Origin of the sequence: Rugamonas fusca, assembly GCF_014042365.1 — a bacterium.
Classification (GTDB): domain Bacteria; phylum Pseudomonadota; class Gammaproteobacteria; order Burkholderiales; family Burkholderiaceae_D; genus Rugamonas; species Rugamonas fusca.
In genome coordinates, this window is sequence record NZ_JACEZS010000009.1 from 22,713 (window position 1) to 46,683 (window position 23,971).

Annotated in this window: 25 protein-coding genes; 12 read left to right on the forward strand and 13 right to left on the reverse strand. The window is 65.0% G+C overall.

Annotation, left to right across the window (positions count from 1 at the left end; genetic code table 11):
* The first annotated feature begins 29 nt into the window (after positions 1-29).
* The 9 genes from mdcA to mdcH all read left to right on the forward strand — a co-directional run bounded on the left by mdcA (position 30) and on the right by mdcH (position 7,455).
* Positions 30-1,703 carry a malonate decarboxylase subunit alpha gene (mdcA, locus tag H3H36_RS11890; RefSeq protein ID WP_182217731.1) on the forward strand — a complete coding sequence of 558 codons (1,674 nt, stop codon included), beginning with the start codon at positions 30-32 and terminating at the stop codon, positions 1,701-1,703.
* Positions 1,703-2,617: a triphosphoribosyl-dephospho-CoA synthase gene (locus H3H36_RS11895; protein ID WP_182217733.1), complete on the forward strand. Its 915-nt coding sequence runs from the start codon at positions 1,703-1,705 to the stop codon at positions 2,615-2,617. The genes mdcA and H3H36_RS11895 overlap by 1 nt, the downstream gene beginning before the upstream one ends.
* A complete protein-coding gene (locus H3H36_RS11900) occupies positions 2,598-2,897 on the forward strand; it encodes a malonate decarboxylase subunit delta (protein WP_182217736.1) in 300 nt (99 codons plus the stop codon). The genes H3H36_RS11895 and H3H36_RS11900 overlap by 20 nt, the downstream gene beginning before the upstream one ends.
* A complete protein-coding gene (locus H3H36_RS11905; protein WP_182217738.1) occupies positions 2,894-3,745 on the forward strand; it encodes a biotin-independent malonate decarboxylase subunit beta in 852 nt (283 codons plus the stop codon). The genes H3H36_RS11900 and H3H36_RS11905 overlap by 4 nt, the downstream gene beginning before the upstream one ends.
* The gene (gene mdcE, locus H3H36_RS11910; RefSeq protein ID WP_229219872.1) at positions 3,742-4,617 is read left to right on the forward strand and encodes a biotin-independent malonate decarboxylase subunit gamma; all 876 of its coding nucleotides are present in this window, start codon (positions 3,742-3,744) and stop codon (positions 4,615-4,617) included. The genes H3H36_RS11905 and mdcE overlap by 4 nt, the downstream gene beginning before the upstream one ends.
* Positions 4,618-4,707: 90 nt before the next feature.
* Complete coding sequence (gene madL, locus H3H36_RS11915) at positions 4,708-5,121, forward strand: malonate transporter subunit MadL (protein WP_182217740.1); 414 nt, start codon at positions 4,708-4,710, stop codon at positions 5,119-5,121.
* Positions 5,122-5,131: 10 nt separating this feature from the next.
* Positions 5,132-5,896 carry a malonate transporter subunit MadM gene (gene madM, locus H3H36_RS11920; RefSeq protein ID WP_182217742.1) on the forward strand — a complete coding sequence of 255 codons (765 nt, stop codon included), beginning with the start codon at positions 5,132-5,134 and terminating at the stop codon, positions 5,894-5,896.
* Between the two features lie 3 nt (positions 5,897-5,899).
* Positions 5,900-6,532 carry a malonate decarboxylase holo-ACP synthase gene (locus H3H36_RS11925; RefSeq protein WP_182217745.1) on the forward strand — a complete coding sequence of 211 codons (633 nt, stop codon included), beginning with the start codon at positions 5,900-5,902 and terminating at the stop codon, positions 6,530-6,532.
* Positions 6,529-7,455, forward strand: a complete 927-nt coding sequence (mdcH, locus tag H3H36_RS11930) for a malonate decarboxylase subunit epsilon (protein ID WP_182217747.1) — start codon at positions 6,529-6,531, stop codon at positions 7,453-7,455. Before H3H36_RS11925 ends, mdcH begins: the two co-directional genes overlap by 4 nt.
* Positions 7,456-7,646: 191 nt before the next feature.
* On the opposite strand, the gene H3H36_RS11935 is transcribed toward mdcH, so the two are convergent.
* The 9 genes from H3H36_RS11935 to H3H36_RS11975 form a co-directional block, all read right to left on the reverse strand.
* Positions 7,647-8,153 (reverse strand): TspO/MBR family protein, encoded by a 507-nt coding sequence (locus H3H36_RS11935; protein WP_182217749.1) that lies wholly within the window; start codon positions 8,151-8,153, stop codon positions 7,647-7,649.
* Positions 8,150-8,605, reverse strand: a complete 456-nt coding sequence (locus H3H36_RS11940; protein WP_182217751.1) for a nuclear transport factor 2 family protein — start codon at positions 8,603-8,605, stop codon at positions 8,150-8,152. Before H3H36_RS11940 ends, H3H36_RS11935 begins: the two co-directional genes overlap by 4 nt.
* Complete coding sequence (locus H3H36_RS11945) at positions 8,602-9,381, reverse strand: SDR family NAD(P)-dependent oxidoreductase (RefSeq protein WP_182217753.1); 780 nt, start codon at positions 9,379-9,381, stop codon at positions 8,602-8,604. Before H3H36_RS11945 ends, H3H36_RS11940 begins: the two co-directional genes overlap by 4 nt.
* Entirely contained in the window at positions 9,369-9,920 is a 552-nt protein-coding gene (locus H3H36_RS11950) for a DUF3833 domain-containing protein (RefSeq protein WP_182217756.1), read from the reverse strand. The genes H3H36_RS11945 and H3H36_RS11950 overlap by 13 nt, the downstream gene beginning before the upstream one ends.
* Positions 9,917-11,233 carry an MFS transporter gene (locus tag H3H36_RS11955; protein WP_182217759.1) on the reverse strand — a complete coding sequence of 439 codons (1,317 nt, stop codon included), beginning with the start codon at positions 11,231-11,233 and terminating at the stop codon, positions 9,917-9,919. Before H3H36_RS11955 ends, H3H36_RS11950 begins: the two co-directional genes overlap by 4 nt.
* 91 nt (positions 11,234-11,324) lie before the next feature.
* Positions 11,325-11,861, reverse strand: a complete 537-nt coding sequence (locus tag H3H36_RS11960) for a chalcone isomerase family protein (protein WP_229219873.1) — start codon at positions 11,859-11,861, stop codon at positions 11,325-11,327.
* Position 11,862: 1 nt separating this feature from the next.
* Positions 11,863-13,068 (reverse strand): SAM-dependent methyltransferase, encoded by a 1,206-nt coding sequence (locus H3H36_RS11965; protein ID WP_182217764.1) that lies wholly within the window; start codon positions 13,066-13,068, stop codon positions 11,863-11,865.
* Positions 13,065-13,850, reverse strand: coding sequence for a DUF1365 domain-containing protein (locus H3H36_RS11970; protein WP_182217766.1), 786 nt, complete (start codon positions 13,848-13,850; stop codon positions 13,065-13,067). Before H3H36_RS11970 ends, H3H36_RS11965 begins: the two co-directional genes overlap by 4 nt.
* The gene (locus H3H36_RS11975; protein WP_182217769.1) at positions 13,847-15,127 is read right to left on the reverse strand and encodes an NAD(P)/FAD-dependent oxidoreductase; all 1,281 of its coding nucleotides are present in this window, start codon (positions 15,125-15,127) and stop codon (positions 13,847-13,849) included. Before H3H36_RS11975 ends, H3H36_RS11970 begins: the two co-directional genes overlap by 4 nt.
* 97 nt (positions 15,128-15,224) lie before the next feature.
* Here H3H36_RS11975 and H3H36_RS11980 point away from each other — a divergent pair, with 97 nt between their 5' ends.
* Complete coding sequence (locus H3H36_RS11980; RefSeq protein WP_182217771.1) at positions 15,225-15,830, forward strand: TetR/AcrR family transcriptional regulator; 606 nt, start codon at positions 15,225-15,227, stop codon at positions 15,828-15,830.
* Positions 15,831-15,907: 77 nt separating this feature from the next.
* Here the strand turns inward: H3H36_RS11980 and H3H36_RS11985 are convergent, their stop codons facing one another.
* The 3 genes from H3H36_RS11985 to H3H36_RS11995 all read right to left on the reverse strand — a co-directional run bounded on the left by H3H36_RS11985 (position 15,908) and on the right by H3H36_RS11995 (position 19,568).
* Complete coding sequence (locus H3H36_RS11985; RefSeq protein WP_182217773.1) at positions 15,908-16,873, reverse strand: sensor domain-containing diguanylate cyclase; 966 nt, start codon at positions 16,871-16,873, stop codon at positions 15,908-15,910.
* A gap of 227 nt (positions 16,874-17,100) precedes the next feature.
* A complete protein-coding gene (locus H3H36_RS11990) occupies positions 17,101-17,880 on the reverse strand; it encodes an EAL domain-containing protein (RefSeq protein WP_375539590.1) in 780 nt (259 codons plus the stop codon).
* A complete protein-coding gene (locus tag H3H36_RS11995; protein ID WP_182217776.1) occupies positions 17,877-19,568 on the reverse strand; it encodes a methyl-accepting chemotaxis protein in 1,692 nt (563 codons plus the stop codon). Before H3H36_RS11995 ends, H3H36_RS11990 begins: the two co-directional genes overlap by 4 nt.
* A gap of 284 nt (positions 19,569-19,852) precedes the next feature.
* On the opposite strand from H3H36_RS11995, the gene H3H36_RS12000 reads away from it, so the two are divergent.
* Both H3H36_RS12000 and H3H36_RS12005 read left to right on the forward strand, forming a co-directional pair.
* A complete protein-coding gene (locus H3H36_RS12000) occupies positions 19,853-20,845 on the forward strand; it encodes a MerR family transcriptional regulator (RefSeq protein WP_375539591.1) in 993 nt (330 codons plus the stop codon).
* Between the two features lie 198 nt (positions 20,846-21,043).
* Positions 21,044-21,457 (forward strand): BLUF domain-containing protein, encoded by a 414-nt coding sequence (locus H3H36_RS12005; RefSeq protein WP_182217782.1) that lies wholly within the window; start codon positions 21,044-21,046, stop codon positions 21,455-21,457.
* Between the two features lie 34 nt (positions 21,458-21,491).
* On the opposite strand, the gene H3H36_RS12010 is transcribed toward H3H36_RS12005, so the two are convergent.
* Positions 21,492-23,855 carry a heparinase II/III domain-containing protein gene (locus tag H3H36_RS12010; protein WP_182217784.1) on the reverse strand — a complete coding sequence of 788 codons (2,364 nt, stop codon included), beginning with the start codon at positions 23,853-23,855 and terminating at the stop codon, positions 21,492-21,494.
* Between the last annotated feature and the right edge of the window lie 116 nt (positions 23,856-23,971).

The window sequence follows — 23,971 nt, forward strand, 5'->3', positions numbered from 1 at the left end:
ACCAAACGCACAGTCGGAGGAGATCAGTAATGCAAACCACAACATCAGCCGCGGCCGCGCCAGTACGGCGCTGGGACACGCGGCGCAGCGAAAAGCAGCGCCGCCTGGCCGCCGTGGCGCACCTGTGCGACGGGCCGGTGCTGCGCAGCGACCGCATCGTCGAAGCCCTGGAGCAACTTATTGTCAGCGGCGACCGGATTGTGCTCGAAGGTAACAATCAAAAGCAGGCCGACTTCCTGGCCAAGGCGCTGGTGCGGGTCGATCCGGACCGGGTCAACCATTTGCACGTGGTGATGCCGTGCGTGAGTTTGCCTGAGCACCTGGACCTGTTCGAGCGCGGCATCGCCCGCAAGCTCGATTTCGCTTTCGCCGGCACGCAAAGCCTGCGCATCTCGCAGTTCCTGCAGGATGGCCTGCTGGAGCTGGGCGCCATCCACACCTACGTCGAGCTGTACGGTCGCCTGTTCGTGGACCTGCCGCCCAACGTGGTCATGGTGGCCGGCTACATGGCCGACCGTGCAGGCAACCTGTACACCGGCCCCAGCACGGAGGACACGCCAACCCTGGTCGAGGCGGGCGCCTTCCGCGACGGCATCGTCATCGCCCAGGTGAACAAGATCGTCGACGATCCCGGCGACTTGCCGCGGGTGGACATTCCCGGCTCCTGGATCGATTTTGTGGTGCAGTCGGACCAGCCGTTCTATATCGAGCCGCTGTTCACGCGCGATCCGCGCCTGATCAAGCCCCTGCACATCCTGATGGCGATGATGGCGATCCGCGGCGTGTACGAGCGCCACCAGGTGCAGTCGCTCAATCACGGCATCGGCTTCAACACGGCCGCCATCGAACTGATCCTGCCGACCTATGGCGAGCGGCTTGGCCTGAAGGGCAAGATCTGCCGCAACTGGACGCTGAACCCGCATCCGACGCTGATCCCCGCCATCGAGAGCGGTTGGGTCGAGAGCGTGCATTGCTTCGGCGCGGAGCTGGGCATGGAAGCTTACGCCGCCGCCCGGCCCGACATCTTCTACACGGGCCGCGACGGCTCGATGCGCTCCAACCGCGCGCTGTGCCAGCTGGCCGGCCAGTACGCGGTGGACCTGTTCATCGGCTCCACGCTGCAAATGGATGGCCTGGGCAATTCGTCCACCGTCACGCGCGGCCGGCTGACCGGCTTCGGCGGCGCACCGAACATGGGCCACGACCCGCACGGCCGCCGCCACGCCACGCCTGCATGGCTGGACCTGATCGAAACCGACGATCCGCTGGCGCGCGGCAAGAAGCTGGTGGTGCAGATGGTGGAAACCTTCCAGGATGGCGGCCAGCCGTCCATCGTCGAATCGCTGGACGCGGTGGCGGTGGGCAAGGCATCGGGCATGCCGCTGGCGCCGGTGATGATCTACGGCGACGACGTGAGCCACGTGCTGACGGAAGAAGGCATCGCCTACCTGTACAAGGCGCAGTCGCTGGAGGAGCGCAAGGCGATGCTGGCGGCCGTCTCCGGTGTCACCCCGGTGGGCCTGCGGCACGACCCGAAGGACACGGCGCGCCTGCGCAGCGCAGGGTTGATCGCGCTGCCGGAGGATATCGGCGTACAGCGCGGCGAAGCCACCCGCTCGCTGCTGGCCGCAAAGAGCATCGGCGAGCTGGTCGAGTGGTCGGACGGCTTGTACGATCCACCCGCCAAATTCAGGAGCTGGTAATGGGCACCCAACTGCTGTTCATCCGCGATGACGAATCCGATACCGGTGTCGCGCTGCCGGACTGGCTGGCCGATGCGGCCGTGGCGGCACTGATCGACGAAGCCATGCTCACCCCCAAGCCTGGCTTGGTGGACCTGCGGGGCAATGGCGCCCACGACGACCTGAACTGGTTGCTGATGTGCCATTCCGCCCGCACGCTGCGCCCGGCGTTTCTCGCCATGGCGCAGGCCGGCCAGCACATGCGGGACCACCAGGCGCTGCGGCGGCACATCGGCGCGGCCGGGCGCGACGGCGAACGGCTGATGATGCAGGCCACCGGCGGCGTCAACACCCATCGCGGGGCCATCTGGGCGCTAGGCCTGCTGGTCACGGCGGCCGCCCAGCCGCAGGGCGCCGGCCATGCGCAAGCAGTGGCGCAGCGTGCCGGCGCGCTGGCGCAGCTGCATGACAGCCATGCGCCCGCCGTCACCGGCAACAAGGGCGCGCTGGCCTGTCTGCGCCACGGCGTGGGCGGCGCACGTTCGCAGGCCCAGGCGGGATTCCCGCAAGTGACGCAGGTGGCGTTGCCGATGCTGCGCGCATCGCGCCGGCGCGGCGAAAGCGAAGATGCGGCGCGCCTGAACGCCCTGCTGGCAGTGATGATGCAGCTGGACGACACCTGCCTGCTGGCGCGCGGCGGACGGCCGGCGCTGGAAGCGGCGCAGCAGGGCGCGCGGCGCGTGCTCGATGCGGGCGGCGCCGGCAGCGCGGACGGCCAGGCGGCACTGCGTGCGCTGGACGAGGATTTGCTGGCGCGGCGCGTTTCCCCCGGCGGCGCGGCCGATTTGCTGGCGGCCGCACTGCTGCTGGACCAGATTGAAAACAAGGGCATCAACATGGAAGTGGAGCGCGAAAATGGAACAACTGCAGTTTGAATACGCGGCCGGGCAACCGGCCATGGGGCGCGCGCTGGCCGGCGTGGTCAGCTCGGGCGACCTGGAAGTCCTGCTGGAACCCGGCGTCGCGGGGCGCACCACGGTATTGGTGCAAACCTCGGTGAACGGTTTCGGCGCCACCTGGCAGGCGGTGCTGGACCGGCTGTTCTCGGCCGCGCCGCTGCCTGCGGCGGCCATCGAGATCCACGACAGCGGCGCCACGCCGGGCGTGGTCCGCATGCGCATCGAGCAGGCTTATGAAGAAGCGGGGCGGCCATGAATACCTCGGAACTCCTGGCACGCGACAGCTTCATCGAACGCAACGCCCGCAGCCGCGCCAAGGCGCTGCTGGACGAGGGCAGCATGACCGAGTTGGTCGGCCCCTTCGACCGCATCACCTCGCCCTGGCTGGCCATGCAGCAGTTGGTGGTGCAGGCCGATGACGGCGTGGTGGTGGCCAAGGGCACGCTGGAGGGCTTGCCCACCGTGGTGCTGGCCATCGAAGGCGCTTTCCAGGGCGGCAGCATGGGCGAGGTGGGCGGCGCCAAGATCGCCGGCGCGCTGGAACTGGCCGCCGAAGACAACCGCACCGGCGTGCCGACGCAGGCCGCGATCCTGTTCGAAACGGGCGGCGTGCGCCTGCAGGAAGCCAACCTGGGATTGGCGGCCATTGCCGAAATCCAGGCGGCGATCGTGGATTTGCGCCGCTACCGCCCGGTGATCGGCATCAGCGCCGGCACCGTGGGCTGCTACGGCGGCATGTCCATCGCGGCGGGCCTGTGCTCCTATCTGGTGCTCACCGGCGAGGCGCGCCTGGGCCTGAACGGGCCGCAGGTGATCGAGCAGGAGGCCGGCGTGGCGGAATTCGATTCGCGCAACCGGCCCCTCATCTGGAGCCTGACCGGCGGCGCGCAGCGTCACCAGTCCGGCCTGGCCGACCTGTGCGTCGAGGATGACACGGCCATCATGCGCGCCACCGTGGCGCGGCTGTTCCGGCAGGGCGTGCCGAAGCAGCATCGCAGCGCGCGCTACGCCGATTTCCTGGCCAGCCTGGCGCAGCTGGATGCATCCGTGCCGGCCACGGCGCAGCAGGTGCGCGCCATTTATACGAGGGGAGTACAGTCATGACTATGTATCTGAAACAGCAACTGGAGGATGGCGTAGCGGCTGCCGCGCCCGTGGCCGGCACCGGCTGCCGGGGTGTCCGCTGGCTGGCGGCGCTGACGGGGGACGCCCAGCTGGACGGGAGCTACTGCGCCGCGCTGCACGTGGCCGATGCCACGCTGGCCGGCCAGCCGGCGCGCTATATCGCGGTGGTGCCGGACCCGCATAACCGCTTTGCGCGGGTGCGCAACGGCGAAATCGGCCTGCTGGAAGGCTGGCAGTTGGCGCGCGCCGTGCATGAGGTCATCGAGGCCGATCGCGACGCGGCGGTCAAGCGGCCCATCGTTGCCGTCATCGACGTCGCCAGCCAGGCTTACGGCCGCACGGAGGAAGCCTATGGCATCCACCAGGCCCTGGCCGGCGCCGCCGGCGCCTATGCCGAGGCGCGGCTGGCGGGGCATCCCGTCATCGGACTGATCGTCGGCAGCGCCATGTCGGGCGCATTCCTGGCGCACGGTTACCAGGCCAACCGCCTGATCGCCTTCGACGACCCGAAAGTCATGGTGCATGCGATGGGCAAGGCGTCCGCTGCGCGCATCACGCTGCGCTCGGTGGAAGCACTGGAACAGCTGGCCGCCAGCGTGCCGCCGATGGCTTACGACATCCGCAACTATGCGTCTCTTGGCCTGCTGTGGCGGGTGCTGTCGCCGGCCGATCCGGACGCGCCGGGCGCGGCGGACCTGGCGATGGTGCGCCAGTCCCTGGAAGAGGCGCTGGCCGATATCGTGGCCAGCGGCCGCAGCGACCTGGCGGGGCGCCAGAACGACGGATTGCGGCAGGCGTCGGGCAAGGTGAGGGAACTGCTGCGCCAGCAATGGCAAGGCGCAGCGCGATGAACGTGCATTAACGAACCGCGCCGGCCGGCACAAAAAATATCAGCGGCCGAACGCCAATCTAACCTGGATGAGCTGGAACGAGGAGACATCATGATTATCTACGGAACCGCATTACTGGCTGTTTGCCATTTGCTGGGCATCTTCCTGGGCGACCTGCTGGGCGCCCTGATCGGCGTGAAAACCAACGTGGGCGGGGTCGGCATCGCCATGATCCTGCTGATTTTTGCCCGCCTTTACATGCACAAGCGCGGCCTGATGCCACAGAGCACGGAGCTGGGCGTGACCTTCTGGGGCGCCATGTACATCCCCGTGGTGGTGGCCATGGCGGCGCAGCAGAACGTGGTGGCCGCATTGCGCGGCGGCCCGGTGGCGCTGCTGGCGGCCATGGGGGCGCTGGCGCTGTGCGCCTGCGTGATCGCCCTGATCAACCGCACCGAAACGCCCGTCGCCGCCGCTGAAGAAGATGGCGCGCTCGATCCGAAGTCTGCCGCCCAAACGGCTTAAGGAGAACATCATGCTGGAAATGCTCGAAAAAACCGTGCTGCATAACGGACTGGTGACCGCGTTCGCCGTAGTTGGCCTGATCATGTACGTGTCGATGCTGGTGTCGCGCCACCTTACCTTTGGTCGCGTACATGGCTCGGCCATCGCCATCCTGATCGGCCTGGGGCTGGCTTACTGGGGCGGCCTCCACTCCGGTGGCCAGAAAGGGCTGGCCGACCTGTCCCTGTTCAGCGGCATCGGCCTGATGGGCGGCGCCATGCTGCGTGATTTCGCCATCGTCGCCACGGCATTCGAAGTGCAGGCCAGCGAGGCGCGCAAGGCGGGCCTGATCGGCGCCATCGCCCTGGTGCTGGGCACCGTACTACCGTTCATCGTCGGCGCCAGCGTGGCCTACGCGTTCGGCTACACGGATGCCGTCAGCATGACCACCATCGGCGCCGGCGCCGTCACGTACATCGTCGGCCCGGTCACTGGCGCGGCCATCGGCGCCAGCTCCGAGCTTGTGGCGCTCAGTATCGCCACCGGCCTGCTGAAAGCCATCATGGTGATGGTGGGTACGCCGGTCGCCGCCAGGTTCCTCGGCCTGAGAACACCGCGCTCGGCGATGGTCTTCGGCGGCCTGGCCGGCACGGTCAGCGGCGTGTCGGCCGGCCTGGCGGCGACCGACCGCAAGCTGGTGCCCTACGGGACGCTGGTGGCGACCTTCCACACGGGCCTCGGCTGCCTGCTTGGACCGTCGCTGCTGTACTTCGCCGTCAAGTCGCTGGTGGGCTGAACGATGCAAGCCGCCCCATACCGGCCGCATGACCTGCTTTGGGCGCCAGCGGCCAGCGTGCGGCTGGCCGGCGCGCGGCCGGAATGGGCTGATGCCGAATGGCTGAGTAGTGCGCCGCTCGTGGTGCGACGCGAGAGCACTGCCGCCGGCCTGGTGCCGGTGGGACTGCGCGGCAGGGCGCGCAGCCAGCGTTGCACGGCGTATGTGCCGCACGTAGCGGTGCGGCGCTGCGTAACGCCGGAGATGCTGGCGGCCACGCTGCCCACCGGCTGCGCGCAAGCCGGCGCCTTTGCAGTGCTGTCGGCGCTGCGGGAGGTCGCGCCGGCGCTCGATGCCACCGGCCTTGCGTGGGGACCGACCGGCGGCACAGGCTTTTTCCTGGCCACCGGATTGCCGGTGCTGCGCCCGGAGAGCGACCTTGACCTGGTGGTGCGCGCGCCGCAGCCGCTTGGCAGCGCGCAAGCGATGGCGCTCGTTGAAGTGCAGCGCCAATGCGCGTGCCGCATCGATATCCAGATCGACACAGGTCACGGCGCCTTCGCGCTGGCCGAATGGACCAGGGCCGGTGGCCGCGTCATGCTGAAGACGAACGATGGACCGCTGCTGTGCGCCAATCCGTGGGAACCGGAGCCATGAGCATACTCTTTAGCTTTCCCGGCCAGGGAGCGCAGAAACCAGGCATGCTGCACGCGTTGCCCGATCATCCGGAGACGGCGCGCACGCTCGCCGAGACGGCGGCGGTGCTGGAAGGCGATCCGCTGGCGCTGGACAGTGCCGACGCGCTGCAGTCGACGGTTGCCACGCAACTTAGCCTGCTGGTGGCGGGCGTGGCGATGGCGCGTGTCCTTGCTGCGCATGGCGCGGTGCCGGACATGGTGGCGGGCCTGTCGATCGGCGCCTATCCGGCCGCCGTTACGGCTGGCGTGATTGGCTACGCGGACGCGGTGCGGCTGGTGGAGCGGCGCGCACAGTTGATGGAGCAGGGCTACCCGCATGGCTACGGCATGTGGGCCATCAGCGGCCTCGATCAGGGGCAGCTGGAAGGCGTGATCGCCCGCATCCATGGCGCCGCCACACCCGTGTACCTGGCCAACCTGAACGCGCCGCGCCAGCAGGTGATCGCCGGCGCTGATGCCGCCTTGCAGCAGGCTGGCGCGCTGGCCCTGGAGGCCGGCGCCACCAGGGCCGAACGGTTGGCGGTTGGCGTGCCGTCGCACTGCGCATTGCTTGACCGGCAGGCGGCGGCGATGCAGGCGGCATTCGAGGGCGTGACGTTGTCCCGACCCAGGGCCGTTTATCTTAGCGGCAGCCGTGCACGGGCGCTGTTTGACCCGTTGGCAATAAGAGACGACCTGGCCTTGAATATGGCGCGCCAGGTCTACTGGTCCGATACCGCCCGCCATGCATGGGAAAGGGGGGCCAGGCTGGCGCTGGAAATGCCAAGCGGCGCAGTGTTGACTGGTTTGACTGCACCGGTTTTTGAAGACGGCCTCACACTGAGCTGCGAGGGCAATCGTATCGATACGGTACTTGCGCTGCTGACGCGGGAACATCAGTAATAGGTCCGACAATCGTCAGATTGCACGATTATGTTCCTTCAATCTACAAGCAGCCTTAAACGGTTGTGAATTTGTTGAAGGCATTTTGAACGGCTCGCGGGTGTCCAGCAGACTCGTGGCGATTCAGGGAGAGCAGCGGGATGTCGTTCTTCATGGCGGCTCCTTGTTTGGTACCGGCTAGTCGTCTGGACTTAGCCTAGCAGCGCTGGATTGCGCTGCCAGACGCTGAAGCACAGTACGCCGGCGAAGCTGACCCAGGCCAAGTATGGCAACATCAGCGCGGCCGCCAGTCGCTGGCAGCGGCCAAACAGCGCGATGGTGGCGGCGATCATCAGCCACAGCACGACGATGCAGGCCATCGCCAGCGCGCCGCGGTGCCAGGCGAAGAACAGCCAGGTCCACAGCGCGTTCAGGGCCAACTGGCACAGATACAGCGCCAGCGCCGGCCGCCGGCGCGGCGTGGCGCTGCCGCTCACGCGCCAGGCGGCGATGGCCATCAGCAGATACAGCACGCTCCACACCGGACCGAACAGCCAGGCGGGGGGCGCCCATGCGGCGCGCTCCAGTTGGCTGTAAAACGTGGCGGCGCTGGCCGATGCGATGGCGCCGGCTGCGGCAAAGGCAAAGGTCAGCAGCAGCCAGCCGAGCAGCGCCGGCCAGGTGGCGCGCACGGTCTTCAACGGTGCGGGTGGGTTCATGAGCGGGTCTCGCTGGCTGGATGGATGGCCGCCGGCAGCGGCACGCGGAAGCGCGCGCGTAGCCAGCGGATCGGCGCGCCGACCAGCGGCAGCTTTTGCAGCAGCTCCTCGGCCGCGTCCCAGTAGTCGCGGTGCATCACCACCAGCCCTTGCTGGTTGAAGCGCAGGTGGCTGCCGCCGACAATCTCGTACGGCCGTCCGCGCAGGCCGAATTCAAAGCGCCAGGTGACGAAGGCCTGGCCGTCCTGCTGCATGCGCTCGCCGATGATGAAGCGCGGGTTGTCGGTGTGAACGAACATGTGGCGGAAGATCGCTTCGATCGCGGCGATGCCGTGCACGTCGTTGAAGGGATCGCGGAAGTGGGCGTCGGCCGCGTAAAACCGGCCGGCTTGCGCAACGGTGTCGGGTGTCAGCGTGGCGTACCATGTCATCAGGGAATCGAGATTGGTCATTGTGGTATCAGGTAGTGGCCGATCAGGGCGAAGCGCAGCCGGTACGGCAGCCATTGCAATAGCTTGAGCAGCATGGTGAAGCGCTTCGGGAAATGGATTTCGAAGTCGCCGGCCGCGAAGCCGCGCCGGATCGAGCGCGCCGCCGCCTGCGGCGTTTGCAGCGCCGGCATCGTGAACTGGTTCTTGTCGGTGAGCGGGGTCTGCACGAAGCCTGGGTTGATCAGGTAGACATTCAGGCCGCGTGGATGCAGATCGGCATACAGCAGCTCGGCCAGGTTGATCAGCGCGGCCTTGCTGGGGCCATAGACGCTGGCATTCGGCAGGCCGACGTAGCCGGCCACGCTGGCGACGATGGCGATGCCGCCGCTGCCGCGCGCGAGCATGTCGGGCAGTACGGTTGCCAGGCCGGCGTAGACGCTGCCCAGGTTGACCCCGAGCGTGTAGGCCGCGCCGCCGGGACTGACTTCCCAGCTGCGCTCCGGGCGGTAGTCCGCGGCGCAGAATACGATCAGGTCGATGCCACCGAGCCTGGCGCGGATTTCGTGATAGCGCGCGCACCAGGCTTGCTGGTCGAGAATGTCGAATGGTGCTACCAGCGCTTGCGGATGGCCGGCCGCAACCTGCGCCAGCAGTTCGGCACGGCGCGCAGACAACGCCACGCGCGCGCCGGCCTGCAGCAGGTCGGCAGCCAGCGCGGCGCCGATGCCGGTGGAGGCACCGACCAGCCAGATGCGCTGCCCGGCCCAGGCCTCGATCGGCCGGTTCAGGGGGCGCATGCGCGCCTCCGGAACGTCAGCGTGACCTGGCCCAGTTCGACGCCCAGCTTGGTCATGCTGGCGCGGTTGATCATGGTGCAGTCGTCGATCAGGAACATCCAGTCGTCGAAGCGCATCTGGTAGGTGCTGCCGTCGACTGGCAGTAGCAGCGTGTATTGCCAGCGCAGCGCGTTGCCGGCCAGTTCGCCGATGGCTTCGCCCTTGACGTCGTCGGCGCGGCCGCGCCACAGGCCGTCGGCGCCGCGCACCAGGCGCCAGACGCGCTGCTGGCTGGTGCCGTCGCTGTAGCGGAACTGTTCGTCCAGCGTCAGCGTGCCGTCCTTGCTGGTGCCGGTGATGGTGACGTGGAAGCGCTTGACGACGTCGCCGCCGCGGCGCTGGAACATGCCCCAGGCGTCGGTGGTGCCGGTGAAGTAGGCGGCCAGGTCGAGTGCGGGTTGCTGCGCGCGGTATTGCTGCACGTCGGGACCGGCGCATCCGCCCAGGAGGGCCAGCACGGCCAACGCGGACAGTTTCAGGCGAGGCATCAGGGTTCTCATGGCGTGCTCCGGTAGTGTGGGGTGGGCGTGGTCTGCCTCAGCTGCCTGGGCACGCACCGAAGCGCCGCCACGGCCAGTAGTTTGAGCATGCAAGGCAGGCCTGCATAGACCAGTGCCATCGGGGCGCCGCCCGGCGTGCCGGGCTGGTAGCCAAGCGTGGACAGCAGTGGCAGCGCGAGTCCGGATAGCGCCATTGCCAGCTTGCCGAGCAGGGTTAAGACGCCGTAGTAGGCGCCGGGGGCATCGCCGGCGTCGAGCGTTTCGGCCAGCAGGACGGGTGGCAGCGCGAGGTCGGCGCCCAGCGCGGCCCCGGCGGCGATGCAAACTGCGAAGTAGGGCAGGACGTCGCCGGCGCCCAGCAGTCCGGCACCGGCAAAGCTGGCGATGGACAGTGCCATGCCGAGGCGCCAGCAGGGCAGCACGCCGAGGCGGCGCGCGGCGGCGCTCCACAGTGGCAGGCCGCAGGCGGCGGCGATGAAGTAGCAGCCGAGGAAGGCGCCCGCCAGCGACGCCGCGCCAATTTGGTCGCGAATGAAGAACAAAGCCAGCGTGGCCGGTAGCGCCACCGAGCAGGCGTTCAGGAAGTAGGGCAGCAGCAGTTGGCGGAAGCGGCGGTTGGCGGCCATGCGGCATAGTGCAGCACGCCAGTGCGCGTGCGGGCGCGGCGCCGCGGGCCATGCCGGTGCCAGTGTCAGGAGCGCTAGCAAGGCGACCAGCAGGATCAGGGCGAATGCCAGGCTGTAGACGGCCATACGATCGCTCATGCGGGCCAGATCGCCGCCGATAATGGTGGCCGGGACCACGCTGGCGAGCACCATGCCAGCCAGTCCCGCACCCTCGCGCCAGGCCGCCGCCGGCAGCAGCGCAGCGCTGTTGCGCGGGCCGCCGCCGCCCAGGTTCGCACCCCACGCCAGATAAGCGATATTCAGCATGCTGTGCGCGCTGTAGGCCAGCACCAGCATGGCGCCCAGCCACAGGGTGGCGGCAATGCGGTCTGCCGGTGGCAGCCACAGGCCGGTGAACGCGAGCGCCAGCACAATGGCGCCCAGCGTCAGCCAGCGCGCGATGGCGCCGCGACGGCGGTCGACCAGGTGGCCGAGCAGCGGGTCCTGCAGCATGTCGCACAGGCGCGCCGCGAACAGCACCCAGCCCAGCTCCGCAAGGCCGACTCCGCGCAGCGCGCTGTAGTAGGGGGCCACCTGCACGTAGACCGGTAGCGCGGCCATCGCCAGCGGCAAGCCGAGCAGGCCGTAAGCCGGCAGCTGCCACCAGCGCGTGACTTCGGGCGCGCCCGCTGCTGTCGCCGCCGTCATCGCAGACCTCCAGGCCGACGGCGGCCGTGCGCCCGCTGCGCGCCGCCAGCGGTGCGCGCCGCCGCTACGGACCGGGTTGCCGGTGCGGGCGTCATGGCGCGGTTCCCAACAGCTTGCTGCGCAGCCCCTGGTCGCGCGTGCTTTCGTCGAGCCAGATGCCAAAGAAGGCGCGCGCCAGCGGCACGTCGTCGATGTCGGCCAGCAGGCCCTGGCGGTTGTACATGCGCATGCCGTGGGCGGGGGCGTACACGCCGATCAATTCATCGTCTGGCGCGACATCGGTGAAGGCGCGGGTCAGTTTGCTCTCCCATTGGGTCAGCGTGGCGGCATCGACGTTGGCGCGGCCCAGTCGGCGCATTTCATCGAGGCTGGCCTGCACCAGTCGCTCGCGGCTGATGTTGCGGTAGTAGCGCAGCTGCAGCGCGAACGGGCGCTCCGGCTGGAACGGCCGCTGCCCCGCCCACAGCGTGGCGTGGTAGATGCGGAAGCCCAGCCAGCGCAGATCACCGCTCCCGAGCGCCACAGCCTGCGGCAACTCGTCGCGCCAGCCGACCGCGTGGCACGGCGCGCCGACCAGCAGCCCGGCCAGCAATCCAGCCAGCATCGCCAGCCGCAGGACGCGCGCCATCTCAGGCCTTCTGGAGCAGGAACTGGACCACATCGGTTCTGCCCTCGTCAAAGGCGGCTTCGCTGTAGGCAAGATACATCGACCAGATGCGCATGAAGTGCTGGTCAAAGCCCTGGCTGGCGATTTGCGGTTGATGGACGCGGCACTGCGCGTCCCAGCGCCGCAGGGTTTCCGCATAATCGGGCCCGAAGGCGTGGTGCGCGAGCGGCTGCAGGCCGGCGCGTTCGGCGTGGCGCTTGAATCGCTCCACGCTCGGCAGCATGCCGCCCGGGAAGATGTACTGCTGGATGAAGTCGGTGCTGCTGCGATAGCGCTCGAAATGCCGCTCGTCGATCGTGATCGACTGCACCAGCGCCTGCGCGCCCGGCTTGAGCCGTGCCGCCACAGTGCGGAAGTAATCGGGCCAGAACCGCTCGCCGACCGCTTCGAACATCTCGATCGACACCACAGCGTCATACTGCCCATTCAGGTCGCGGTAATCGCGCAGTTCCAGCCACACGCGATCCTGCAACTGGTGCTGCTGCACGCGGCGTTGCGCGATCTCCAGCTGCGACGGCGAGATGGTCACGCCATGCACCGCGATGCCCCGCAGCGCCGCGTACTCGGCGAAACCGCCCCATCCGCAGCCGATTTCCAGTACCCGCTGGCCGGACGTCAGCCGCAGCGTGTCGATGATGCGCTGGTACTTGCGTTGCTGTGCGGTTTGCAGCGGCAGGCTGAAGTCACCGTCGAACAGTGCGCTCGAATAGGTCCAGCTGGGGTCCAGCCACAGTTGATAGAACGCGTTGCCAATGTCGTAGTGCGCATGGATGTTGCGGCGGCTGCCTTGGCGCGTGTTGGGCCGCAGCCAGTGGCGCAGCCGGTACCAGCAGCGCGCCAGCGCGCCGCCAAACACCAGCGGCTCCAGCGCCGCCTCGTTGCGCAGCGCCAGCCGCAGCAGCGCCGTCAGGTCTGGGGTGTCGATGCGGCCGTCGGCATAGGCCTCGGCAAAGCCGATGTCGCCGGCGCGCAGGATAAGCTGGCAGGCGCTCCAGTCGTGCAGCGTCAGGCTGGCCGCGATCGGCGAGTGGGCATCGCCAAAGATCATCCGTGTGTTGCAGGGCGTGATCAGCTCGAGGTGGCCGGTGCGGATGCGGTTCAGCGCCGCCAGGAACAGGCGGGCGCCGGCCGGTGCATCATGTGGGTGGGTCGTCATGCTGCGGTTCATCGGGCAGTCTCCTGGTGCACGGTGGTGTGAAGGGCGGGGGCGGGCGGCTTGCTGAAGAACGGGACGCGTTTCAGCCACAGCCGCAATGCCTGCCAGTGGATACGCGCCACCACGCCGAGCCCCAGCAGGGGATAGCGCAGCAGCGCGGCGCGCAAGGCGCGGTCGGTCATCGGCATGGGCCGTCCGCTCAGGGCGGTACGAATCAGCAGGCCGTCATTGTCGTGGTAATCGAGAGTGGTGCAGTGGCTGGCGCCGCCCAGCCGGAAGCGGAAGCGATAATGGCCTTGTACCTGGCAGAACGGCGACACGTGCAGCTGCTTGACCGCGCGTGCGCTGCAGCTGGCTGGCGTGCCCGGTACGTGCGCAGCGACATGCAACAGGTAGCGGTGGTGCTCGCCGAAAGTGTTGTTGACCTCGGCCAGCACCGCGCACAGTCGACCGGTTACGTCGTGACAGTGCCAGAAGCTGACCGGGTTGAAGGCGTAGCCTAACACGCGCGGAAAGGTTTGCAGCCAGATCGCACCATCGGCCGCGATGCCGTGCTCGCGCAACAGCGCGCGCATCCACAATTCCAGGCTGGAACCGTCACGCGGGCCGTAGTCGCGGCGGCGCAGCGACAGTGGCCGCCAACGGTCCACACCGAACCAACGCGAATTGCACATGTCCAGCTGGGCGAGATCGAGGCGCACATAGAACAGCGGATAGGTGAAGCGGTGCGGCACCGGGCGCAGGCGCGCGTGCATCACCTGGCCATGCACCAACTGGGCGGGAGAAGGGTTCATGGCAGCGTCGCCCAGGTTGGCGCCACCCCGAAGGCGGTGGCGATGCGCAGCGCCGATTTCAGTCCATCCTCGTGGAAGCCGTAGCCGGTCCAGGCGCCCGCATACCAAATGCCGTCGACGCCCTGGATGCGCGGCAGCAGCTGCTGCGCGCGGATGGTGGGCTGGTCCATGATCGGGTGCGCGTAGTCGAAGCGCGCCAGCACGTGCTCGGCCGCCGGCGCGGCGGGCGGGTTCAGCGTCACCATCAGTGGCGTCTCGAACGGCAAGCCTTGCAACTGGTTGAGCCAGTAGCTGACGCAGACCGGGCTTTGGCCATCGGCCTGCGCGCCGGACAGGTAGTTCCACGCTGACCACACCTTGCGCCGGCGCGGCATCAGGCTGGTGTCGGTGTGCAGGTAGGCGGTGTTGGGCTGGTAGCGCACGCTGCCCAGGATGGCGCGCTCGGTGTCGCTGGGGTCCTGCAGCAGCGCCACGGTGGTGGGCGCGTGGGTGGCGAACACCACGGCGTCATAGTTTTCGCTGGCGCAGGCGCTATTGACGACCACTTCGCCGTGCGCGCGGTGCACGGCGCGCACCGGCGTATTCAGCCGGCAATCGGGTAGCGTGGCGGCGATGCGCGCGACATACTGGCGCGCGCCGCCGGCCACGGTGCGCCATTGCGGCCGGTTGCTGATCTGCAGCAGCGCGTGGTTGATGCAAAAGCGCAGGAAGGTCGCGGCCGGGAATTGCAGGATGTCGCCGGGCGAGCTGGACCAGATGGCGGCGGCCATCGGCAGCAGATAGGCATCGCGGAAGCTGGCGCCGTAGCGCTGCTGCTGCAGTAGCTGGCCCAGCGTCAGGCCCGACAGGCTGACTTGCCGCAGGAAGCGCTGCGCGTTCAGGTTGAAATGCAGGATGTCGCGCAACATACCGAGGAAAGCAGGCGAAGCGAGGTTGGCACGCTGCGCGAACACGGTGTCGAGGCTGCTGCCGGCCCATTCCAGCGCGCCGTCGCCGGCCGACACGCCAAACGACATGTCGCTGGCAATGCTGGCCACGTCCAGTTCCTTGAACAGGGCCACCAGGTTGGGGTAGGTCAGTTCGTTGTAGACCAGGAAGCCGGTATCGACACCATGGGTGCGCCCCTCCAGCGTCACGTCAACCGTGTTGGTATGGCCGCCCAGGTAGCTGCCGGCCTCATACAGCACCACATCGTGCTGGCGGTTGAGGAAGTAGGCGCTGGCCAGTCCGGAAATGCCGGAACCGATCACGGCGATGCGTTTGCGGGATGCTTTCATGGGCCTCGGGTGGTGAATTTGCGCCGTTAGCCTACCGGCGTGCTAATATTACTACCATCAAAGAATAAATGCTACTGATTAGTAGCGGAATTTACCAATGAGTATCATCCCGAAATTAAGCTTTAAAAATCAGGCATTTAAGCTGCGCGAGCACGCGATCCTCGATGCCGCGACGGCGGTGCTGAGCAGCAAAGGCTACGATCTGATGACCATGGATGATGTGGCCGGCGCGGTCGGCATCTCCAAGCCCAGCCTGTACAAGCACTTCAAGTCGAAGGAAGAGCTGGTCGGCGAGGCGCTGATCCGTCTGCTGGACGGGGCGCTCGAGTACGTCGCGGCGCTGGACCCGGGACTGGGGCCGGTGGACAAACTGTCGGCGCTGCTGGAATGGGCGCTGCGGGTGCGGCTGGACGGCGGGCTGCCATTCCTGCCGTCGACCAGCCCCCACGTGCGCGAGATGTTGATTCGCAACGTCAAGTACATGCTGCGGGTGGTCAAGTTAAATCGCCAGTTGGAAGGGATGGTCAAGCAGGCGCAGCAGCAGGGATTGCTGGACCGCGAATTACCCACCGACGTCATCCTGTTCAGCTACTACGCGCGCACTTGCGATCCGGCGGTCGAATATTTACAGAAGTACAGCAAGATGGCCGACGAGGACATTGTGCGGCACATGCTGAAGGTTGCGTTCGACGGCTTCCGCTGAAGCGGGCGTGAGACTAAGGCACTGCGCTGGCCGCTTGCAACGGAAGTGTCCACTATTGACAGCACACCGCACGGGCTTCACTGACCGGGTGAGACTAGCGCTGTCTGGGACGAGCGGCGTTTGTGACGGTACATGTTCTGGTCCGCCACCACCCACGCTTGCGCCAAGCCATGTGATTGAGTACGCATCGCCATCCCTAAGGAAGCCCGTACGTTGTGCTCAGCAAGGCTGGTCAGCAAACGCTGTCGCAGCAATAGGGCGCCAGCCTGATCGCATTCGACGGCGACGATGCCGAATTCATCTCCGCCCAGGCGCGCGACCATATCGATCTCGCGCGTTGCCGAACGCAGTGCTTGCGCTGCCGCCTGCAGCAGGCTGTCGCCAGCAGCGTGTCCTTCGGCATCATTGATCCGTTTCAGATCGTCGAGGTCGATGGAAAGTATTGCCGCTGGATGGCCGTAGCGCCGACAGCGTTCCTCTTCGCTGGACAGGAATTCACCCCATGCCCGGCGGTTTGCCAGTCCGGTCAGCGCATCGGTGTGGGCCTCCAGCCTCAAGCGCTCGCTCAGGCGCCGCTGCTCCGTCAATTTGAGCTCGTTGCTAAGCAACGTACTGAGAAAGGCCGCCACCAGTTCGATCAGAGCCGTCTCGTCAGCGATCTCGCTCGGCTGGGGCCGCGGATCGACTGCGCACAGCGTGCCGAACATGCTGCCATCGGCAAGCATGAGCGGCACGCCGATGTACGCCTGAATCGGCACTTGGCGCGTAATCGGCCGGTTCCGGTAAGCCGCCACTTCGGAGATGTCGGGCGCGATACGGGGTCCGTTGTTCTTGACCATTTCACAACACAACGAATCGCGCCAGCGCAGCACCGCCCCCGGACTGACCCCGGTACCATCGGTTTGCAAGATGATCCAGTCGTCGCCTTCGGCCCGGGTAATCATCCAGAGACCAAAACCCAGACGCTGCTTGAGAAACTGCAAGGCATAGTCGCCGGCGCTCTGGAAATCCGAAAAGAACTTCGGCGCATCAAGCACGCTCATGGTTTTCCCTTGGCCTGGGCCTGCCCGGGCAGCGCTAACGTACAAGCTAGGTTGATCATCAATGTGGCCTTTCTTGGATAATGTCTATCAATCATGCCGCCCGTTCAGGGATGCGCAGGTCCCGGGGCTGAGAATGTCAGCTAACCCATCGTCGCGATCCCATTGCGTCCAACTTTTCCAGCATTAACCAGCCTGCGCTGCGCAAGACTGATGGCCAGGCTGCAAGCTCAGTCCCAGGCCGACGGATCAATGACACCAATCGCCCGAAATGCCGGCTTGCAGAATAAATACCCCTGCATCAGCGCGATGCCGGCATCACGCAGGAAATCGCGCTCTGCCTTGGTTTCAATGCCTTCGGCCAGCACGCGCACATCGAGCGCACGGCAGATCGCCACGATGCCATGGACGATCGCCTGTTTTGGCTTGCTGGTATCGATGTCGCGTACCAGTTCCATGTCGATCTTGATGATGTCCGGTTGATACTCAGCCAACAGGTTCAAGCCCGCATAGCCGGCGCCGAAATCATCGATCGCGGTACGAAAGCCAAAGCGGCTGTACTCGCGGAATATATTGACCAGGTGCGGCCGGTCTTGCACTCGCTCGCCTTCCGTCACCTCGAAAATGATGCGCTCGATCGGAAACTGGTAGCGGCGCGCAGCCTCGAACGTGCTGCGGATGCACGCTGCCGGCTGATAGACTGCGTTCGGCAGAAAATTAATCGACAACAACTCCTTCAACCCCAGTTCCGCCGCCCCCCGGATGGCTTCGACCCGGCAAGCCTGATCGAACAGATACCGATTGGCGTCCGTCACCTGTGACAGCACCGAGAAGGCCGATTCGCCATTCGGTCCGCGTACCAGCGCCTCGTGCGCATAGATCGCACGCGTATGCATATCGACGATAGGCTGATAGGCGAACGCAATATCAAAGCCGAGTTGCTGGCCATCTTTGCATTTCTGGCAGCCGGCCGGCATGATGTTGTGCTGGACAGGGTAAGTCGAATTCATGCGTAACCTATCTTTCCTGCAGAATGGGCCGCAAGGCTATCCATGCTGTCTGCGACTTGCGGGCGCTGCTGCTTGCCGCGCACATCGAGGGCGATAACACGTGCCTGGCGGCGCGCCAACGGCTTGGCCGGCCCCGTCGCTTGCGCATGCCCGATCTTGAACACGCTGACCACTTGCGCCAGACTACCGGCTTGATCCTCCAGCGATACGGCCGCAGCGGCAGCCTCTTCCACGAGCGTCGCATTTTGTTGGGTCACGCCGTCCATCTCCGCGATGGCCAGGTTGATCTGTTCGATGCCGGCACTTTGCTCTTCGCTTGCCACCGTGATGGCAGCCATAATGTCCGTGACGCTACGAATACTGCTGACGACGGTCTGCATGGTCGCCCCGGCTTGCTCAACCAGTTTGGCGCCCAGATCGACTTTGTCGACCGAATCACCAATCAGCGTCTTGACCTCCCGGGCAGCGGCAGCGCTGCGCTGCGCCAGATTGCGCACCTCCGAGGCGACCACGGCAAAGCCGCGCCCCTGCTCGCCGGCGCGGGCCGCTTCCACTGCCGCATTCAAGGCCAGGATATTGGTCTGGAATGCGATGCCGTCAATCACGCCTATGATGTCGACGATCTTTCTGGACGAGGCATCGATCATGCTCATGGTGTCCACCACTTGCAACACGGCGGCACCACCCTGGGTCGCCGCATCGGAGGCGGAAATCGCCAGCTGGTTGGCACGCCGGGCGTGGTCGGCGTTCAATTTCACGGTATTGGTCAATTGCGCCATCGACGATGCCGTTTCCGCCAGCGAACTGGCCTGTTGCTCGGTGCGGGAAGATAACTCCAGATTGCCGCTGGAAATCTGCGTTGATGCGGTCACGATGGTATCGGTGCCGATGCGCACCTCGCCAACGATGTTCGCCAGACTGTCATTCATGACCTTCAGTGCCTGCATCAGTTGCCCCGTCTCATCGTCTGACTGGGGCTCAATCCGGCTGGACAGATCGCCGGCAGCGACCATTTGTGCAATCTTCACCGCTTCATTCAGCGGCCGCATGATCGAGCTGGTACTGAACCATGCAATGGCGCCGCCGGCCAGAACGGCAAGCGCGGTCAGCACCAGCATCAAGTCCTGCGCCGACTGGCGACTTGCCGCCGCCAACGCTTCGTCTTGCCGACTCTTCGTTTTTTGCAGCGCGACGAATTCCTGCAGCGAATTCTGCCAGGCATCGGATGTCGGTATGGACTCCGTCATGAGCACCCTGACGGCCTCCTCCAGGTTGCTCTTCGACAGCGCCATAAATTTGTCATTCGCGGCGCTGGCCAGGCTGGCCTGTTCCGCTATCCTGGCAACCAGGGCCTGGTCAGCATCATCCAGCGGCATTTTCTGCAAGGCGGCGTAAGCGGCATTGTATTTTTCACGGGCGCCGTCGATTTTCCTGCCCTGAACTTTGGCCTCAGCCTCGTCATGCAGCAGCGCGATGGTACGCACCACACGCGACACGATGTGTATCGACTGCGACATGTCTTCCAACAAGCCCATTTTTACAATGTTGTCGTCGACAATATGATGCATGGCGTCGTTGGAACGGTTCAAACCGTTGATGCCCAACATCGCCACGCCAGCCAGCAGCAACAGCACGGCGCCAAATCCCAGCTTGAGCCTGGTGCCAATTTTTACATTTGTGATATTCATCTTTTCTTTCGGTGACGGATAGTGCGTCACGACGGTTAAGCCTGCTCATTTATGGAAATGCAAAATTCTTTCGATCTGCCCATGTGACAGGTCATACGCATCTCGCTCCGGCCGCCATCGGCACTGGCGTTCCGCCAGCCGGCCTGCCCCAGGATGGATATCCGTTGGGCGAGGGCACACGTGTCGACTTGCACCTTCCTGGGCCCACATCGGCAAATCATTGCAACTTAGGCGCCAATGTATCATAATTTGTCTTAGACATTTCAATTAAAAGTAAGGACATTGTGTCGATATATTGCACGATTGCAACAATGGCGCTGGAAACCGGCCTTTCCAAGGAAGTGTTGCGCAAGTGGGAAGAGCGCTACGGCTTTCCCGTCCCGGAAAGAGACGCCAGCGGACACCGGGTCTATGCGGAGCAGCAGATGATCCGGCTCAAACTGATCAAGCGGTTGATCGATGCCGGCCTGCGTCCCGCGCAGGTGGTGCCACTCGATGAGGCGCAATTGCAGTCGTTGCTGCCGGCGCCGGGCAACTGGGCGCCGGCGGCGCATGTCAATACGCAAGTCGTTGCGGACTTGATGCGCCTGCTTTACGCGCGCCATCGCCTCTCGCTGGCCATGAGGTTGAGGCAGGAAATCACGCAACTTGGGCTGGAGAAATTTGTACTGGAAGTCATGTCCGAGTTGAACGACCAGGTTGGCGCCGCCTGGGAACGAGGCGAGATCGGCATACGCGACGAGCACATGTATTCGGAAGTGATCCAGGGGGTGATGCGGGAACACATCTCGCCTGTCGCCAGGCCGGATGGCCAGCCTTGCATACTCGTTACCACGCCGGACGGCGAATTGCATACCTTGGGCATCCTGATGGTGGACGCCCTGGTATCACTCTACGGAGCAAGCTGTATATCGCTCGGCGCCCAGACCCCGTTGGAGGAAATCCCCCATGCGATCAGCGATTATCACGCCGATATAGTCTGCCTGTCCTTTAGCGCCGCGTTTCCCAAGCGGCGCATCTTGCCACTGCTGAAAGTGCTGCGGAATATTGTTCCGAAATCGGTGGAAATATGGATAGGTGGAGCGGGGGCAATCGGACTGGACCGGTCGCCCAGGGGCATTAACGTACTGTTGACGCTGCCGGAGTTGATTGATGCGCTGCATAAGTACAGAAGGAGATCTGTTGCGGGATCGCGCGCGAATGCCATCGTGGCAGGCGAGGCTGTGTCTGGGATTGCGCGCGCATTGCCTGGCAACGTGAATATAACGGCGCAGTAAGCCGCAATTTACAGTCGGAAAAGTAGTAAAAAATGGAATGATATTTCCTCAGGCTCCCTGTTAACAAAGGAAAATATTATATTAATTGACGCCGGGGAGGACATTTCGGATATCTTTTCGATGCCAAATTCAATAATTTTAATTCGATGCGCAGTTTTGGATAATTTTGGTGATGTGTATGACACAAGGAGAATGTAAATGTCGATCAATCAGCTGGTTTATGTTAGTCAAGCGACGCGAAAAATGTCTCAAGAAGATTTAAATGAAATCCAGAGAATTGCCAAAAACAATAATCAGCTGATCGATGTTACGGGAAGCTTGTTCTATAATGGCGGCTGGTTTCTGCAAGTCCTGGAAGGGCCGCTGGAAACCCTGAACGCGCTGTACAAGAAAATTGAAAAAGATCCACGCCATAGGAATTCCCGGATTCTTTACAATGAGCCGGCAAAATTCCGTACTTTTACGCGGTGGAGCATGAACATGACTAATCTGGATGATCGGCAAGCTGATAAATATGATCAATTGGTTGAGGTCATAGATGCGGCGAAAACAGACCGAAAAATAGGCGCGGCGTCGCCAGCCGTGACTTTGCTTAGAATTTTTAAAGAGTAAGCCGGGCCTGCCCCGGACGGGGCAGGCGGCAGGGTTAGTTACCGATCAGGATGTCGCGCGACAGCACGGCGCCCGTCGGGCTGGTCGACACCAGCGTCACGGTGCGGCCGGAACTGGTGGTGCTGATGGTGGCGCTGGTGTTGCGGCAACCGACGGAGGCGACCACGATGAATTCACCGGCCGTGGCGGGGGCGAGCTTGGTGTAGGCCATGTGGTTTTCCGTGATGCCGGTCTTGGACGGGGCGCCCGTGCGCGGTTGCAGCGCCACGTCGGTCGACAGCGAATTGAGGCACAGGGTGCGGCCCTCATTGTTGATCCTGACCTTGAGTCCGGAGGTGGTAAACGAGCTGGTGCCGGCCGTGGCCGATGCCGTGCTGTACATGCTGTGCAGGTTCCACTCATAGGTGTGCGGCAGCGGCGCGTTGAGCTTGTCGACCACCAGCACCACGTCCTGGTCGCGCAGGTACCAGACTTTGCGCACGGCTTGCGACAGCACGGGACTGGTCGCCAGCGTGTCGTTGTAGGCGGCCGTCGCGTCACCCTCGACGTAGTCGAGCGTGGACGAGGTGCTGAAAGCCGTGATCTTGCCGTTGTTGAGCAGATTGCGCCAGCCATCCGAATTGGCCACCTGGCCCACGCCACCGTCGAAGGTGATGGCGTTCTTCGCCTTGGTGGTGCGGAACCAGCTGACCGCCAGCGGCGAGTAATAGTAGTCGGAATAGCCCGCTTCCGTCAGCAGCCGCTTGCCGCCCGAATCGATCACCAGGCTGTTCTGGTCCAGGTGGCTGTGGTTGTAGGAACCGTAGGGGCTGGACTTGAAGTAGACGGCCGTGCGGTTGGTGTTGTTGATGTCGCTGAGCATGGCGGCCCAGCCAATGCTGGGGTACAGCGCGCCATTGGGCGGCGCCGCCATACTGGTCGCCTTGGTCACCGGCAGTGGATACTCGGCCTCCAGCAAGGTCACCGCGTTCTCGGTGCTGCCGCTCAGGCGGCTCACATACCATGCCGCGTACGGGGTGCTGAAGCGCGACGCGAACGCCTTCATCAGTGTCGGCTGGGTCAGCACGTCGTGCTCGTCGCCGAACACATGGCCAGGCGCACCGGGCGGCTGGAAGTGCATGAAGAACTTCGACAGGCCCAGCGACCACGGTTTGCTGAACAGGTCGATGCCGGTGGCCTGCTTCAACGGTTGCCACAGTTGCAGCGAATAATCGAGCGAGTACTGGCCATAGGCGGTGCCGTCGGCGAAGCCGCCCTCGGGGCCGGCCCAGATCGACACCCAGTTGACATAGGCGCGGAACGAGCCGGTAAACCAGGTCATCGCGTTGGGCATGTTCGGTTCGCCCAGCGCCAGCGTCGAGATCGCGGCCGCATAGCCGAGCAGGGTCGAGCCGTGCGAGTCATAGGGGGCCTGGTCGAGACGGAAACTGTTGCGCGCCAGGTCGCCATAAATGTCGACCATGCGGGCATTGACGGCGTTCATCCAGTTGAGCTTGCGCTGCAGGGTCGGGGTCGCCGCGTCGGCCGCCTCGATCTCGGGCTTGAGGAAATCGTAAGCCTTCAGCAGCGCCAGCGTGATTTGTCGCGTGGCTTGATCCTGGTTGGTGTAGCTGGTGGGGCCCAACGGACTCAGTTTGGTCAGTTCATCGCCGCGCCGGAATGCTTCGTTCAGGTAGGTGGTGTTGCCGGTCAGCCGGTACAGCAGGGCCGACGCTTCCAGCTGGCGGCTCGCCAGGCCGATCTGGGTGCGCACGTCGTTCTGCTGGGCCACCATGGCCGACGTCAGCGGCGACGAGATCACCAGCGGCCACAGCGAATCGGACAGCGTTGCCAAACTGGTGATGCGCCCCGTCACCTCGGTTTGCAGGCTGGACAGGGCCGCGTCGCGATCCGTGTGCATGCCCGTACTCCAGCCTGACACGGGCGTGAAATTGCTGGGCAACTGGCGTGGGCGCGCGCGCGCCTGGATGGTGCCCGCCAGGCTGGCGTCACTCGGCACGATGAACATGGTCGCGGTGGCGTCGACGGTGAAGGTGCGCGGGTCGGACCAGGCCGTCGGCGCCGGCGCGCCCGTGCTCAAGGTGCCGGCCGGCGTCACTTGCCAGGTGTAAGTGCCGGTCGGCAACGGGGCCTCGGGCAGATAGAAGCTGCGCGACACCGTGTAGGTGCCCACCACGGTCGTGCCGGACATGATCTTGACGACGTACAGCGACGGATCATAGGGATATTTCGACCACGTGAAGGCGGGCGGATTTTGCGCCTGGACCTGGCCGCTGGCGGGACGCGGCGGGGTGTAATTGGGGTAAATCGACTGTGCCCAGTCCGCATACGAGGGTGCGGAGACGGCAGCCAGCATCAGCGCGAACGCGCCGAGAAATTGGGATTTGATCGGTTTCATACCACCTCCGGGCGGGGTGTACGCAGGGGAACGCGACAGTCATTCAGGAGCGTACGGTTTTTACAAGCACGCCGATTTGGGTCAGTGGCGCCCCGGTGTTCGAGCGTCGTGAAAAT